Origin of the sequence: Longimicrobium sp. (assembly GCF_036280135.1) — a bacterium.
Classification (GTDB): Bacteria; Gemmatimonadota; Gemmatimonadetes; order Longimicrobiales; family Longimicrobiaceae; genus Longimicrobium.
Genome location: NZ_DASURI010000184.1, coordinates 1 through 13,112, shown reverse-complemented (window position 1 = coordinate 13,112; position 13,112 = coordinate 1). Strand labels below are relative to the sequence as shown.

Below are 13,112 nucleotides of genomic sequence, written 5' to 3'. Positions count from 1 at the left end.
AAGCCCGATCTTCTGCCCTCGACGCCCGCAGGAAATCGGCGTCCGCAAAGAGACAAGCAGAACGCAGTTCCCGCGGGCGCGCGGAGTCCCGCGCGTCCGCACCTGAGAAGCAGACCAACGGAACGGATGCAACCCGTACCTGAGCAGGCGGGCGCCCTGGCGGCGGGCCCCCGACCCCTGATGTCCCGGCTGCTGCCGGGCTACGCGCAGGGCAACGTGGCCGACCGCACCTACGCCATCGTGCTGGGCGCGTTCGGCCTCTTCATCCCCGTGCTGTTCGCCTTCATCGTGCTGCGGGTGGGCGGCGCGGCCCTGCCCGCCCTGCGCGAGTTCGGCGGGGCGTTCGTGGGCAGCAGCGAGTGGGACCCGGTCGGCGGACACTTCGGCGCGCTGCCGTTCATCTTCGGCACGCTGGCGTCGTCGCTGCTGGCCCTCGTCATCGCCGTCCCGCTGGCCATCGGCCTGGCCATCTTCCTCACGGAGCTGGCGCCGCGCTGGCTGGCCGCGCCCATCGCCTTTGGCACGGAGCTGCTGGCCGCCATCCCCAGCGTGGTCTACGGCCTGTGGGGCATCTTTGTCCTCGTGCCGTTCCTGCGCACGTACGTGCAGTCGCCGCTCGCGAATTCCATCGGCGACACCATCGGCCTGTTCCGCGGGCCGGCGTACGGCAGCAGCATCCTGGCCGGCGGGGTGATCCTGGCCATCATGATCGTCCCCTTCATCTCCGCCGTGTCGCGCGAGGTGCTGGCCGCCGTGCCCGTCACCCAGCGCGAGGGCGCGCTGGCCCTGGGCGCCACGCGCTGGGAGATGACGTGGCAGGTTGTCCTCCCCTACGCCTTCCCGGGGATCATCGGCGCGACGATTCTCGGACTCGGCCGCGCGCTGGGCGAGACCATGGCCATCACCATGGTCATCGGCAACCGGGCGGAGATCGCCACGTCGCTCTTCGCGCCCAGCGCCACCATGGCGAGCGTGCTGGCCAACGAGTTCGCCGAGGCGTCGGACGACATGCACCTGTCGGCGCTCATGGCCATCGGCCTGCTGCTGTTCGGCATCACCATCCTGGTCAACACCGTCGCGCGCTTCATGGTGTGGCGCGTGGGACTGCGGGCGGGCCGATGAGCGCCGCGACGATGGGGCCCCCCGCGGCTCCCCGGGCGCACGCGCCCCTGCCCGCGCTGGGCGCCCGCGACCGACGCCGGCGCGTGGTGAGCCGGGTGATGCTCACGCTCACGGGCGTGGCCGCCGCGCTCACGGTGGTGCCCCTGTTGCTCATCTTCTTTCACCTGATGCGCGCGGGGCTGGGCTCGCTGAACCCCGACTTCTTTACCCACGTGCCGGCGCCCGTGGGCGAGACGGGCGGCGGGGTGGGCAACGGCGTGCTGGGCACCTTCATCCTCGTCGTGCTGGCGGGGCTGATGGGGCTGCCCGTGGCCATCGGCGCGGGGATCTACCTGGCCGAGGCCGAGGGCGGACGCCTGCCCAACGCCATCCGCTTCGTCACGGACGTGATGAACGGCATTCCGTCCATCGTCATCGGCATCTTCGTCTGGGCCTGGGTCGTCGTGTCGACGGGCGGGTTCAGCGCCATGGCGGGCGGGGTAGCGCTGGCCATCATGCTGCTGCCCATGGTGACGCGGACGACGGAGGAGATGGTGCGCCTGGTCCCGCGCGAACTGAAGGAAGGCGCCCTGGCGCTGGGGTTCACCCGCTGGCGGACGACGCTGGGCGTGGTGCTGCCGGCCGCGCGCAGCGGCATTCTCACGGGCGTGCTGGTGGCCCTGGCGCGCATCGCGGGCGAGACGGCGCCGCTGCTGTTCACGGCGTTCGGCAACCCGTTCTGGTCCGCGAAGCTCAACGAGCCCATCGCCGCCCTGCCCGTGCAGATCTTTCAGTACGCCATCAGCCCGTACGAGGAGCAGCACGCCCAGGCCTGGGCCGCGTCGCTGCTGCTCATCGCCCTGGTGCTGGCCATGAGCCTGACCGCGCGCTTCCTGATCCGCAGTCCTTACCGGAGCCGCTGATGCGAGACCTATCCGTGCAGGCGCCGCAACCGACGGCCGCCGCCGTTCCCCCCACCGCCGCGCCCATGCCGCAGCAGACTTCGGCGCCGGCCGCCGCGCCGGCGCCCGCGCTCACGTCCCTGCCGCTGGCCGTGGAGGCCGAGGACTTCTCGTTCTGGTACGGCGGCACGCGGGCGCTCAACGACATCACCCTGCAGATCCCGCAAAAGAAGGTCACGGCCTTCATCGGGCCCTCGGGATGCGGCAAGAGCACGTTCCTGCGCAGCATCAACCGCATGAACGACCTCATCCCCGGAATCCGCCACGACGGCGACATCCGCCTGAACGGCGGCAGCGTCTACCGCCCGGGGCTGGACGTGGTGCAGCTGCGCAAGCGGGTGGGGATGGTGTTCCAGAAATCCAACCCGTTCCCCAAGAGCATCTACGAGAACGTGGCGTACGGCGCGCGGGTGAACGGGCTGGCCAGGGGGCGCCGCGACCTGGACGACCTGGTGGAGCGCTCGCTGCGCCAGGCCGCCCTGTGGGACGAGGTGAGCGACCGGCTGGACCGCAGCGCCCTGGGGCTCAGCGGCGGGCAGCAGCAGCGGCTGTGCATTGCCCGGGCGCTGGCCGTGCAGCCGGAGGTGCTGCTGATGGACGAGCCGGCCAGCGCGCTGGACCCCATCGCCACGCAAAAGATCGAGGAGCTCATCTACGAGCTCAAGGACGAGTACACCATCGTCATCGTGACCCACAACATGCAGCAGGCCGCCCGCGTGAGCGACTACACGGCCTTTTTCTACATGGGGTCGCTGGTGGAGATGGGCCGCACGAACGAACTGTTCACCACGCCGCGCGAGGACCGCACCGAGGCGTACATCACGGGGAGGTTCGGATGAGCCCGGTCGGCGTTCGCCACTTTCACGAGGAGCTGGCGCGGCTCAAGACGCAGCTGCTGGAGATGTCCGGCCTGGCCGAGGAGCTGGTGGCGCAGGCCATGGCCGCCCTGCGCGCCCGCGACCCCGTGGCCGCGGCCGAGGTCATCCGCCGGGACAACGACCTGGACGCCATGGAGATGGCGGTGGACGACATGTGCATCCACCTCCTGGCCCTGCAGCAGCCCATGGCGCGGGACCTCCGGCTGATCACCATGGCCATGAAGATCAGCAACGACCTGGAGCGGGTGGGCGACCACGCGGTCAACATTGCCGAGGCCGTGCCGCACCTGGCCGAGTCGCCCGTCTACCTGGAGTTCCAGGAGATCGAGGAGATGGGCCGCCTGGCCACGGAGATGCTCACGGACGCGCTGGACACGTTCGTCAAGGCCGACGCGGCCGGCGCCCGCGAGGTGTGCCGCCGCGACGACCGCGTGGACGGGCTGCACGAGTCGCTGTTCCGCATCCTGCTCACGCACATGATGGAGGACCCGCGGCGCATCGGCGCGAGCATGTCCATGTTCCTCGTGAGCCGAAACCTGGAGCGCATCGCGGACCTGGCGACCAACATCGCCGAGGACGTGGTGTTCCTGGTGGAGGGGCGCACCATCAAGCACGGCGGCGCGCGCCTGGACGATCAGGCGCGGGCGAGCTGAACGGCAACTGCTTTCTCACGCAGAGCCGCAGAGGACGCAGAGAACGGCAACGGCAACTGCTTTTTCACGCAGAGGGAGCAGGGGCAGCAGAGGAACTGCGTGATGATCGAGGGGCGGCTCCCGGTGGGGGCCGCCCCTCGTTGCGTGCGTTCGGAATGGGATGCGGTTCACCCTCCCCAGGGGTTATTGGGGGAGGTGGGCGAGCTCCGCGAGCCGGGAGGGGGCGTTCCGCGCGGGGCCGGCCGAGGGCGTGGAATGCTCCCCAACGCGGAGCGCGTCAGGCCGCGATGGTGAAGACCGAGTTCTGCGCCTTGGGCGTACCACGGTTGTTGTTGGTCGCGTCGTAGGCCGACGTCGCCGCGCCCCAGTTGCTCCCGTCCATCAGCGTGTTGTCCAGCGCCGGGTTCTTGAGCTCGCGCGCCACGGCCGAGACGGCGGTGGTCGTGCCGCTGGTGTAGAACACCGAATCCACCGTCACGCCCGTGGGCGCCTTGACCACGAAGAAGTCCGAGCCGCTGTTGGAAAAGGTGAGCGACGTGGACGTGGTCCCGATCCGGCTGGTGTACAGGTAGTCCGGCGTGATCCCGCCGTTCTTGGACGTGTTGGCCGAGCGGCCCAGCAGCACGTACGCCCCGGGCTGCACCACCAGGTCCGTCTTGATGGTGTCCGTGACCCCGGCCGTGTTGTCGCGCAGGATGAACCCGTTCATGTTCGTGGGGAACGTGCCCGCGTTGTACAGCTCCACGTACTCGCCCACGCTGTCCTGCACCGTGCCGCCCGGGTTGGGCATGATCTCGTTGATCACCAGCCGGGGCTGCACCGGCGCCTCGATGGCCACCACGAACATCACCCGCGACGTCTCGGAGTTCACCTTGATCTCCCACCGCTTCACGGCGGAGGTTTCGTTGGTCTCCAGGATGCCGTCGTACTGGAAGTACGGCTGGTTCGCGTCGGTGAACGTCCCCGTGCCGTCCGCGTTGTGCACCTCGGCGCTGCCACGGGCGGGGGGGAAAGGACCGGCGACGAAGAAGATGCGCACCCCCGACGCCGCGGGCGTCACGCCGTCCACGGTGCCCATGGCCTGCGGGACCAGGTTCTCGATGGAGACGTCCACCGAGAGGATGCTGTCGGCCGGGTTGTACGCCACGTTGCTGGACCGCAGCTGCACGTAGGTGCCCTGCCCGCCAAAGATGGTGCCCCGCATCCCGGCCGGCAGGCCGGCCTGGCCGCAGGACATGACGCCGGCCTGGACGTCTGCCGTGCACTGCACCGTCTGCAGGGCGGTGGGCGCGGTGGCGGTCGGCGTGAGCTCCGTCTGCGGGCCGGTGGCCCCCTCGGAGCACGCGCCGGCGAACAACGCGAGGGCAGGAACGAGCGCGCGCAGCACGCGCGCGGAACGCGAAAGCATGGTTGGGAACGGGTGTGTGGGGGAGCGAGCGGAACCGCGTGAGGAAGGCAGCAGAATACCCCTGGCCCCAGCTCGCCGCAACCACCCTTCGTCCAGGTCCAGGCCAGGCTGCAGGAGGGGCGATCGGGCAGGGGATGGGGTACTCCGCGTCCTCCGCGGCGCTGCGTGAGAATGCAGTTGCCGTTGAAGTTCGGCGATGGCTCAGCCGCGGGATTCGATCTCCACGCCGAACCACTCGCGCATCCCCTCCGCGAGGGCGTCGCCGGCGTAGCGGGGAACGCCGCGGTGCCACCACGGGTCCTCCGCCGGGCCCACTTCCACGCCGGGCTGCAGCAGCGCGCGGAACTGCTCGTCCACCGCGGCCACCTGCGCCGCGAACGCCGCGTCCGTGCGGCCCGGCGACCGCAGGCAGCGCTCCAGCCGGTCGCGCACCTCCAGGTCCGCGTGGTACTCCATCACGTTGTACTCGTACCCGTTTCCGCATTCCTCCACCAGCCCGCGCCACGCGTCCAGCAGCTCCTCGGGCGATTGCGCGGTCAGGTCGTCCTGCGCGTCCGTCTGGCTCACGTCGCTCTCCTCCCCGGTGATGGCGGTTGGCGTCCCGGCGCGCACGTCCGGTGCCGTCCGTTCAACTTGCGATGATGAGGGCCGGCGCGCGAGCGGCGCCACGTTGCCGGGCGGGCGGGGCGGCGCCATCTTCCCCGCTCCAGACCGCACCCGCACGGACGGAGGAGACCGAGGATGGCCCAGGAACTGTTGCCGGTGGGCAGCGAGGCGCCCGTGTTCACGGCGCACACCACGGACGGCGGGCGCGTGTCCCTGCCGGACTTTCGCGGCAGGCAGGCCGTGCTGCTGATGTTCTATCCGCAGGACGACACGCCCGGCTGCACCAGGCAGATGTGCCTGGCCCGCGACGAGGGCGCCCGCTACGCCGAGGCCGGCGTGGCGCGCTTTGGCGTGAACCCGGGCAGCTTCGAAAGCCACGTGCAGTTCCGCGACAAGTACGCGCTGGACTTTCCCCTCATCATCGACCAGGACGCGGAGATCGCGAGCGCGTACGGCGTGCTGGGCGAGGAGTACGTGGGCCGCGCCACGTACCTCATCGACCGCGACGGCCGCATCGCCTACGCGCAGCCCGGCACGCACGGCGCCGACGAGGTGCTGGAGGCGCTCCGTGGCTGAGGGTCCCATGGGCTCGGGCGAGGCCACCGTCCGCGGCTTCACGGGCGGCGTATTCGCCGAGAACACGTACCTGGTCTCGTGCGCGCGCACGGGCGCCGGCATTCTCGTGGACCCCGGCGCGGCGGCGCAGCAGGCGCTGGACGCGGCGCGGGCCTTGGGCGTGACGATCGAGCAGATCGTGCTCACGCACGCGCACGTGGACCACGTGGAGGGCATTCCCCTCGCCAGGCGCGAGACGGGCGCGCCGGTGCTGCTGCACCCGGCGGACCTGCAGCTGTACGGCGCCGCGCCCATGCAGGCGCAGATGTTCGGCGTGCGGATGGAGCCGCTTCCGCCCGTGGACGGCGAGCTGGCGGAGGGCGGCACCGTGCGGTTCGGCGAGTGCACGCTGGCCGTCCGGTTCGCGCCGGGTCACGCGCCGGGGCACGTGATCCTGGTGGGCGACGGAATGGCACTGGTGGGGGACGTGATCTTCAACGGCTCCATCGGCCGCACGGACCTGCCCGGCGGCGACTTCGGCACGCTCATGCGCTCCATCCGCGCGCAGGTGCTCACGCTGCCGGACGTGACCACGCTGCACACAGGCCACGGCCCGGACACCACGGTGGGCCACGAGCGCGTGAGCAACCCGTTCGTCACCGGCGTCTACGGCGGCGGCGGGTTCGCCTGAAGAACAACCGCGACAACGCAATCCGTCCCTCGCTGTCATTCTGAGCGGAGCGCCGTCGCGATCTGTCCCGTGCATGACGGCGCGGAGCGAAGAATCTGGTCGCGCGGCGCCCGGCACTCGCCCGTGCACGGACCCCACGCCGGAACTCAGCGCGCGGGCGGGATCCCGCGCTCCGTCGACCAGATTCTTCGGTCGGCCGGCGCCAGATGCATCGCGCACGGGACGGCGTCAGCCGGCGCCGGCCTCGCTCGGAATGACAGCACGCGACGGAACGAAAAACTGAAGACGGCGGACCTTCCCGGCCGTACGGGTGGTACGCCGCCGTATTCGCGTGACGCCTTTCCCCGCGCAGCCCTGACTTCCGGATGACCATCCGCAGCTGGACCCTTTGCGCCGCGCTGCTGCTGGCGTGGACGCCCGCCCTGGCCGCGCAGTCCGCCCCGCGCGACACCGCCGCCGCTGATACCGTGGCGCCGCCGCCGGCGGACCCCGTGCAGGTGTTCATGTACGACCTGGTGGACCCCGTGGAGCTGGGGAGCGCCGTGGCGCTGGGGCTGTACGACCACGTGCGCGTGGACCCGTACGAGTGGGGCGGGGGACTGGACGCGCTCACGCAGCGCATCGCGTCGCGCGCCGGCGGGCACATCATCGGCACGTCGGTGCGGCACGGCGTGGCGGCCGCGCTCAACCGCTCCGTGGCCGACGAGCCCTGCGGCTGCCCGGACCCGGAGGACCGCGTGGCGCACGCGTTCATCGAGACGTTCACGGACCGCGACCTCCGAACGGGGCGCCGCGTGTTCTCGGAGCCGTTCATCGCCGGGACGTACGCCGGCGCGCTGGCGCCCACGCTGTGGCACCCGGACGCGGACCTCGTGGACGGCATCAAGTCCGGCACGCTGTCCATCGTCTTCAACCTCGCCGGCCGCGTGATCTTCGCGCTCCTCGATCCGCAATCCTGAGCGGGTGTAGTCGCCCATCGCCCTTCGAATGCGTCATCCTGAGGAGCCGCCGCGTAGAATCTGATTCGCGTGGTTCCATGGCGGCGACGAAGGATCTTCCCCGCAAGGCGACAAGCCGGCTCCGCGAACCAGGACCGGCTTGTCGCTTCGCACACACGATCCTTCGGTCGCGCTAAAATCCTGCGCACGTTCGTTTTACGCGCGGCGCTCCCTGAATAGAAAGTCAGGGCCAGGCTCGTGCGTGAGGCGTGCCCCGTGCGAGCACCCCCTCCGGGCTCGCGGAGCTCGCCCACCTTCCCCAAAAACCCCTGGGGGAGGTTGTACGGCGCAGCTTTCATCCCACAAGGTGCGCGCAACGCCGAATGACTCAGGCCCCGTTGGAAGACAGGTTGGCAACCCTCTCTTACGCGCGCGGGGCCGAATGCGATCGCCCCCTCCTCCCGGCCGGGAGGAGGGGGCGACGTGTTCCTGGCGAGATCCTGAATCCGCGGGATCAGGGCTGCGCGGCGCCGGCGCGCGTATCCACCAGGCTCTGCGGGTCCACGGGGATGCCGACGCGCTGCTGGTCGGGGGTGGCGTGGCGCATGAGGTCCGCCAGCACGCGCGCGGCCACCTGCGCCGACGCCGGGTCCGACGCCGGCGGGATCACCGTGGGCCGGCCGTTGACGGGCGCCGTCGCCTGCGCGGCGGCCGCGGCGCCGGCGGCCACCCGCATGGCGAGCGCGGGCCCCTGCGCCGTGACGGCGGCCTGGAACCGGGCCGCCCAGGCGTGCAGCGTGGGCGACACCACGCCAAAGAAGGTGTGGTACGCCGTGGTGTGCTGGTAGGCGAGCTGATAGAAGAAGTTCTCGATCACCGGCGCGCCGGGGGTGATGATCGAGGTGTCCACGCTGGCCGGGAACCAGCCCGCGTCGTCCACCAGCTGCGTGTAGCCCCCCGCGGCCGAGATGGTCTCCGCGACGTGCACCAGGTCGTTGATCAGGTCGTCCGGCTGGATGTCGGGCGCGTAGAGCGTGGGGATGGCGGCCAGGTCCGAGGCCTGCCACGCGTGCGGCACCACATCGATGGCGTTGGCAAAGCGCGTCGTGGGCAGCTTCTCGTTGGAGTAGGCCGCGAACGCCGCGTTGCCGGCCGTGGGGCCCGCTGTGGGCAGGGTGGAGAGCGCCACCTGCGAGAAGGGGTCCCACAGCAGCCGCACGTCGTGCAGCCACAGCGCCACCGTGGGCGAAAGCGCGCCGCCCAGGCTGTGCCCGCTCACCACCACGCTCGTCCCCTCCTTGGGGATGCCCTGCATGAACTCCAGCAGCGTGGTGCCCGTGCCGGGGATGCCGCTGCCCGGCGCGGCGTTCTGCAGGATGGCCAGCCCGATCCCCGTTCCCAGCGCGATCCTGGCGTCCGGCGCCGAGAACAGGCCGTAGATCCACGGAAGCTGTACGGACACGAGCCCGTCCTCCACCACCCAGTCGAACACCGACGAGGGGTTGGTCCCCGCGATGCCCACCACGTAGCTCCCCGGGGTGTCCTTGCTCTCGGCCACGTACATGGCGTTCACGGCGTACGCGCTCGTGTTGAGCTGCACGGCCACGGGCCCCCACGCCACCGACCAGTTGCCGATCTCGCCCGCGTCTGCCTGGAGCGCGGCCTGGATCTTCTGGTAGAGGAGCGGTTCCAGGTTGGGGCCCGGGATGTCGTCCACCAGGGCGGCGTACATGGACAGCTGGTAGATGACGCTCTGCTGATGTGTGGGATTGCTCATTGAAGCCCTGCTTTCTCGATGAAGGGCGGCCGTGCAGCGGGCCCGGTCCCCGGCGGGGCGCGCGGCCGGCAATCGCCGGACGGGCGGGGGAGGCGTGAGGGTGATGACGGGCGGTGCACGGGCGGGCGGCGGGACGCGGGGTGCGGCCCCGGCGCTCTTCCCACGGACGATGCGGGGCGGATGGCCCCGCGTCCGTGGGAAACCCATGGTAGTCCCCCCGCACGCCACGCGACAGGAAACGTTTGTAGTCCCACGCCGCCCGACGCGCCGCAGAGCGACGAAGCCTCGTGGCCGGACGTCGGCCGCGAGGCGTTCCTGCTCGTCACGGTGGGCGCACAATCCGTTGCGCCTGCGCGAACTACGATGCGTCGCGGGGCTCGTCGGCGGGCGGAATGGGGGACTTGCGTGGGCGGCCGCCCTTTCTGCCGTTCTCGCGCGAGGCGGCGGCCTTGCGGGCGCTGGTGCGGCCCGCGATCCAGCGCGCCCACCACGCCGGCGCGTCCAGCGAGTCGAAGATGATGCCGGGCACGGACACGTCGGCGTCCAGCGCCTCCCAGTGCAGCGCCTCGCCGAATGCCTCGACCTCCACGCGGGCCAGGTCCTCCGCCGATGCGCCCCGCAGCTCGGTCACGACGGAGGGCGAAAAGCCGAACCACGCGCCCGACGTGAGACGTACGAGGATGGCGTCCTTTTCCGCGTCGTACGCGGCGTGCGCGGCGCGGGGCTCGGTGCGCTCGCGGAGCGCGCCTTCGGCCCGCGCGGCGCGGATCTCCTGCGACGTCGGCTTTTTCATCCGCTCTTCTCCCCTCGCGAATCCATACGGGTCTGACAGAAACACGGAACGACAATAACCTAGCTGATGGGTTTATTCCAGAGCTGTACGTTCGGTTGCCAGGAGCGGACGCCGGGTCTATCTTCGCGCCGAAAATCACCCGGGTCCCGAGGCTGAGAATCGTGAGCGTCCATGCGCGTGTCGCCGTCCTCGCCAGCGGCGGGGGCACCAACCTCCAGGCGCTGATCGACCGCTTCAACAGCGGTGGATCGGACGCGGCGCGCGTGGAGCTGGTGATCGGGTCGCGCGCGGGCATCGGCGCGCTGGAGCGGGCGGAGCGGGCGGGCATCCCCGCGCGCGTCCTGGACGGGCGGGCGATGGGCGCGGACGCCTTTCGCGACGCGCTGGCGGATGCGCTCGCGGAGCACCGCATCGACCTCGTGGTGCTGGCGGGGTGGCTGCAGCTGGTGCCGGCGGAGGTGGTGGCGCGCTACCACGGGCGGATGCTGAACGTGCACCCGGCGCTGCTTCCCGCGTTCGGGGGCCGCGGGATGTACGGGATGAACGTGCACCGGGCCGTGATCGCGTCCGGCGCGCGGGTGAGCGGCGCCACCGCGCACCTGGTGGACGAGCGGTACGACGAGGGCGCCATCGTGGCGCAGTGGCCCGTCCCCGTGCTCCCCGGCGACACGCCGGAGATGCTGGCCGCGCGCGTATTGGCCGTGGAGCACCGCATCCTGCCGCTGGCGGTGGAGGCGATCGTCCGCGGCGCGCACGTGCCGGTCGTGGACGATGCGCCGGTCGCCTTCGACCTCGTCGCCGCCCCCGCCCCGGCCGATGCGTCCATCCTCCGCACGATGACCGTCGCCGGCACGGGGCCGATTACGGGCGAGTAGCGCGCGGGGCGACTGGAGCGCCTGCGGGGGCCGGAGCGTATCCGCCGTAGGCAAGATTCGCCGAAGAGGTGGCCTGGCTCCAGCCGGAGCGAATGATCCCGGTTAAGGATCTGATCCGGTAAAGGCCGTTCCCCAGCCGGAGCGAATGAGCCCGGTTAAGGATCTGATCCGGTAAAGGCCGTTCCCCAGCCGGAGCGAATGAATTCGCCGCTGGAAGTTCGCGAAGTCCGCCTGCGCGGACTGCCCCAGCGCGGGCCAGCGGACGTGCACCGGGGGCGCCTGTTTGCGTAGGTGAAGCCTCACGCAGTTTGTGAGGCTTTCCGCGGTCGTTGCGGCGGCTTCAGCCGCTCCGGCACGGGGGTGGCCAACCGGATCAGAGCCGTGACCGACATCCGGCCGCCGCAGGGGCACGCAGTTGCAGGCTGTCCCCTGTAACCTGCCCCCTGTCCCCCGCAGTTCATCCGTGCACCGAACACGGCTGCACGGCAACAACCCCGACAAGCGACAAAACCAATGCCCCGCGCACTGCTGAGCGTATCCGACAAGACGGGCGTGGTGGAGCTCGCCCGCGAGCTGCACGGGCGGGGGTGGACCCTGCTCTCCACCGGCGGCACCGCGCGCTCCCTGCGCGACGCCGGCCTGCCCGTCACCGAGGTCAGCGAAGTCACCGGCCACCCGGAGATGATGGAGGGCCGCGTCAAGACCCTGCATCCGGCCGTGCACGCCGGCCTGCTGGGCCGCCGCGACAACGCCGACGACGTGGCGCAGATGCAGGCGCACGGCTACGCACCCATCGACCTCGTGGCCGTCAATCTCTACCCGTTCCGCGAGACGGTCGCGCGCCCCGGCGCCACCCTGGCCGACGCCATCGAGAACATCGACATCGGCGGGCCGTCCATGCTGCGCTCGGCCGCCAAGAACCACGCGAGCGTGTGGGTGGTGGTCGATCCGGCGGACTACCCGGTCGTCCTCGCGGCGCTGGATTCGGCGGACGCGGATCGCGGGCTGCGCATCCGCCGCGAGCTGGCGGCCAAGGTGTACGCGCACACGTCGGACTACGACCGCGCCATCACCGAGTACCTGTCGCGCTCGCTGGACCAGACGGCGGATGCGACGGATTCAGCGGACGCCTTCCCCCGCGCGATGACGCTGTCGCTGGAGAAGGTGCAGGACCTTCGCTACGGCGAGAACCCGGACCAGCCGGCTGCCTTTTATCGCGACACGGCGTCCGCGGGCGGGCTGGACGCGCTGCGGCAGCTGCACGGCAAGGAACTCTCGTTCAACAACCTGCTGGACGTGGAAGGCGCGCTGCAGGCGGTGAGCGCGTGGGACGGCAGCGGGCTTGCCGCGTGTGCCATCATCAAGCACACCACGCCCTGCGGCGTCGCCGTGGGCGCGGACGCGGCGGAGGCCTATCGCAAGGCGCTGTCGACGGATTCCACGAGCGCGTTCGGCTCCGTGATCGCGTTCAACGTTCCCGTCTCGGAGGAGGCGGCCGTGCTGATGCGCCCCAACTTCGTGGAAGCCATCGTGGCGCCATCGTTCGTCGAGGCGGGACTGCGGATGCTGACGGAGAAGAAGAACCTGCGCCTGCTGGAGCTTCCGTCGCTGTCGGCGGACGAGGGGGAGCTGGACTTCAAGCGCGTGCGCGGCGGCTTCGTGGCGCAGCGCCGCCTGTCGATGCGCTTTCCGGAGGATGCGTGGCGCGTCGTGAGCGCGCGCCAGCCCACGGCGGAGGAGATGGACGACCTTCGGTTCGCCTGGCGCGCGGTGGCGTCCGTCAAGTCGAACGCAATCCTGGTCGCGCGCGGGGGGACGGCGCTGGGGATTGGCGCGGGGCAGATGAGCCGGGTGGACAGCAGCCGCATCGCCGTG

Annotated in this window: 13 protein-coding genes; 9 read left to right on the top strand and 4 right to left on the bottom strand. The window is 70.9% G+C overall.

What is annotated here, in order from left to right:
* Positions 1–126 precede the first annotated feature (126 nt).
* The 4 genes from pstC to phoU all read left to right on the top strand — a co-directional run bounded on the left by pstC (position 127) and on the right by phoU (position 3,594).
* A complete protein-coding gene (pstC, locus tag VFZ20_RS05430; RefSeq protein WP_329682820.1) occupies positions 127–1,122 on the top strand; it encodes a phosphate ABC transporter permease subunit PstC in 996 nt (331 codons plus the stop codon).
* The gene (gene pstA / locus VFZ20_RS05425) at positions 1,119–2,024 is read left to right on the top strand and encodes a phosphate ABC transporter permease PstA (RefSeq protein ID WP_329682819.1); all 906 of its coding nucleotides are present in this window, start codon (positions 1,119–1,121) and stop codon (positions 2,022–2,024) included. The genes pstC and pstA overlap by 4 nt, the downstream gene beginning before the upstream one ends.
* Before the next feature lie 65 nt (positions 2,025–2,089).
* Positions 2,090–2,902 carry a phosphate ABC transporter ATP-binding protein PstB gene (pstB, locus tag VFZ20_RS05420; protein WP_349264067.1) on the top strand — a complete coding sequence of 271 codons (813 nt, stop codon included), beginning with the start codon at positions 2,090–2,092 and terminating at the stop codon, positions 2,900–2,902.
* A complete protein-coding gene (phoU, locus tag VFZ20_RS05415; protein WP_329682817.1) occupies positions 2,899–3,594 on the top strand; it encodes a phosphate signaling complex protein PhoU in 696 nt (231 codons plus the stop codon). Before pstB ends, phoU begins: the two co-directional genes overlap by 4 nt.
* A gap of 277 nt (positions 3,595–3,871) precedes the next feature.
* Here phoU and VFZ20_RS05410 read toward each other — a convergent pair whose 3' ends face one another.
* Together VFZ20_RS05410 and VFZ20_RS05405 are read right to left on the bottom strand one after the other, a co-directional pair.
* Positions 3,872–5,002 carry a lamin tail domain-containing protein gene (locus VFZ20_RS05410; protein WP_329682816.1) on the bottom strand — a complete coding sequence of 377 codons (1,131 nt, stop codon included), beginning with the start codon at positions 5,000–5,002 and terminating at the stop codon, positions 3,872–3,874.
* 201 nt (positions 5,003–5,203) lie between these two features.
* Positions 5,204–5,569, bottom strand: a complete 366-nt coding sequence (locus VFZ20_RS05405; RefSeq protein ID WP_329682815.1) for a hypothetical protein — start codon at positions 5,567–5,569, stop codon at positions 5,204–5,206.
* A 174-nt stretch (positions 5,570–5,743) separates the two neighbouring features.
* Between VFZ20_RS05405 and VFZ20_RS05400 the strand changes: the two genes are divergently transcribed.
* From VFZ20_RS05400 to VFZ20_RS05390, 3 genes are all read left to right on the top strand, one after another.
* The gene (locus VFZ20_RS05400) at positions 5,744–6,184 is read left to right on the top strand and encodes a peroxiredoxin (protein ID WP_329682814.1); all 441 of its coding nucleotides are present in this window, start codon (positions 5,744–5,746) and stop codon (positions 6,182–6,184) included.
* Positions 6,177–6,854 (top strand): MBL fold metallo-hydrolase, encoded by a 678-nt coding sequence (locus VFZ20_RS05395; protein ID WP_329682813.1) that lies wholly within the window; start codon positions 6,177–6,179, stop codon positions 6,852–6,854. Before VFZ20_RS05400 ends, VFZ20_RS05395 begins: the two co-directional genes overlap by 8 nt.
* Before the next feature lie 365 nt (positions 6,855–7,219).
* Complete coding sequence (locus VFZ20_RS05390) at positions 7,220–7,813, top strand: hypothetical protein (protein ID WP_329682812.1); 594 nt, start codon at positions 7,220–7,222, stop codon at positions 7,811–7,813.
* 493 nt (positions 7,814–8,306) lie between these two features.
* On the opposite strand, the gene VFZ20_RS05385 is transcribed toward VFZ20_RS05390, so the two are convergent.
* Together VFZ20_RS05385 and VFZ20_RS05380 are read right to left on the bottom strand one after the other, a co-directional pair.
* Complete coding sequence (locus VFZ20_RS05385) at positions 8,307–9,569, bottom strand: lipase family protein (RefSeq protein WP_329682811.1); 1,263 nt, start codon at positions 9,567–9,569, stop codon at positions 8,307–8,309.
* A gap of 358 nt (positions 9,570–9,927) precedes the next feature.
* On the bottom strand, positions 9,928–10,362 hold the full coding sequence (locus VFZ20_RS05380; RefSeq protein ID WP_329682810.1) for a DUF2442 domain-containing protein: 435 nt from the start codon (positions 10,360–10,362) through the stop codon (positions 9,928–9,930).
* Positions 10,363–10,523: 161 nt separating this feature from the next.
* Here VFZ20_RS05380 and purN point away from each other — a divergent pair, with 161 nt between their 5' ends.
* Complete coding sequence (gene purN, locus VFZ20_RS05375; RefSeq protein ID WP_329682809.1) at positions 10,524–11,237, top strand: phosphoribosylglycinamide formyltransferase; 714 nt, start codon at positions 10,524–10,526, stop codon at positions 11,235–11,237.
* Between the two features lie 513 nt (positions 11,238–11,750).
* Positions 11,751–13,112, top strand: a 1,362-nt coding sequence (gene purH, locus VFZ20_RS05370; protein ID WP_329682808.1) for a bifunctional phosphoribosylaminoimidazolecarboxamide formyltransferase/IMP cyclohydrolase, incomplete at its 3' end; no start/stop codon positions are given.

Bases quoted from the DNA above. Each gene is read 5' to 3' on its own strand.
- VFZ20_RS05380 (WP_329682810.1), bottom strand. From the start codon at position 10,362: ATGAAAAAGCCGACGTCGCAGGAGATCCGCGCCGCGCGGGCCGAAGGC.
- pstA (WP_329682819.1), top strand. From the start codon at position 1,119: ATGAGCGCCGCGACGATGGGGCCCCCCGCGGCTCCCCGGGCGCACGCG.
- phoU (WP_329682817.1), top strand. From the start codon at position 2,899: ATGAGCCCGGTCGGCGTTCGCCACTTTCACGAGGAGCTGGCGCGGCTC.
- VFZ20_RS05410 (WP_329682816.1), bottom strand. From the start codon at position 5,002: ATGCTTTCGCGTTCCGCGCGCGTGCTGCGCGCGCTCGTTCCTGCCCTC.
- pstB (WP_349264067.1), top strand. From the start codon at position 2,090: ATGCCGCAGCAGACTTCGGCGCCGGCCGCCGCGCCGGCGCCCGCGCTC.
- VFZ20_RS05390 (WP_329682812.1), top strand. From the start codon at position 7,220: ATGACCATCCGCAGCTGGACCCTTTGCGCCGCGCTGCTGCTGGCGTGG.
- VFZ20_RS05385 (WP_329682811.1), bottom strand. From the start codon at position 9,569: ATGAGCAATCCCACACATCAGCAGAGCGTCATCTACCAGCTGTCCATG.
- VFZ20_RS05400 (WP_329682814.1), top strand. From the start codon at position 5,744: ATGGCCCAGGAACTGTTGCCGGTGGGCAGCGAGGCGCCCGTGTTCACG.
- pstC (WP_329682820.1), top strand. From the start codon at position 127: ATGCAACCCGTACCTGAGCAGGCGGGCGCCCTGGCGGCGGGCCCCCGA.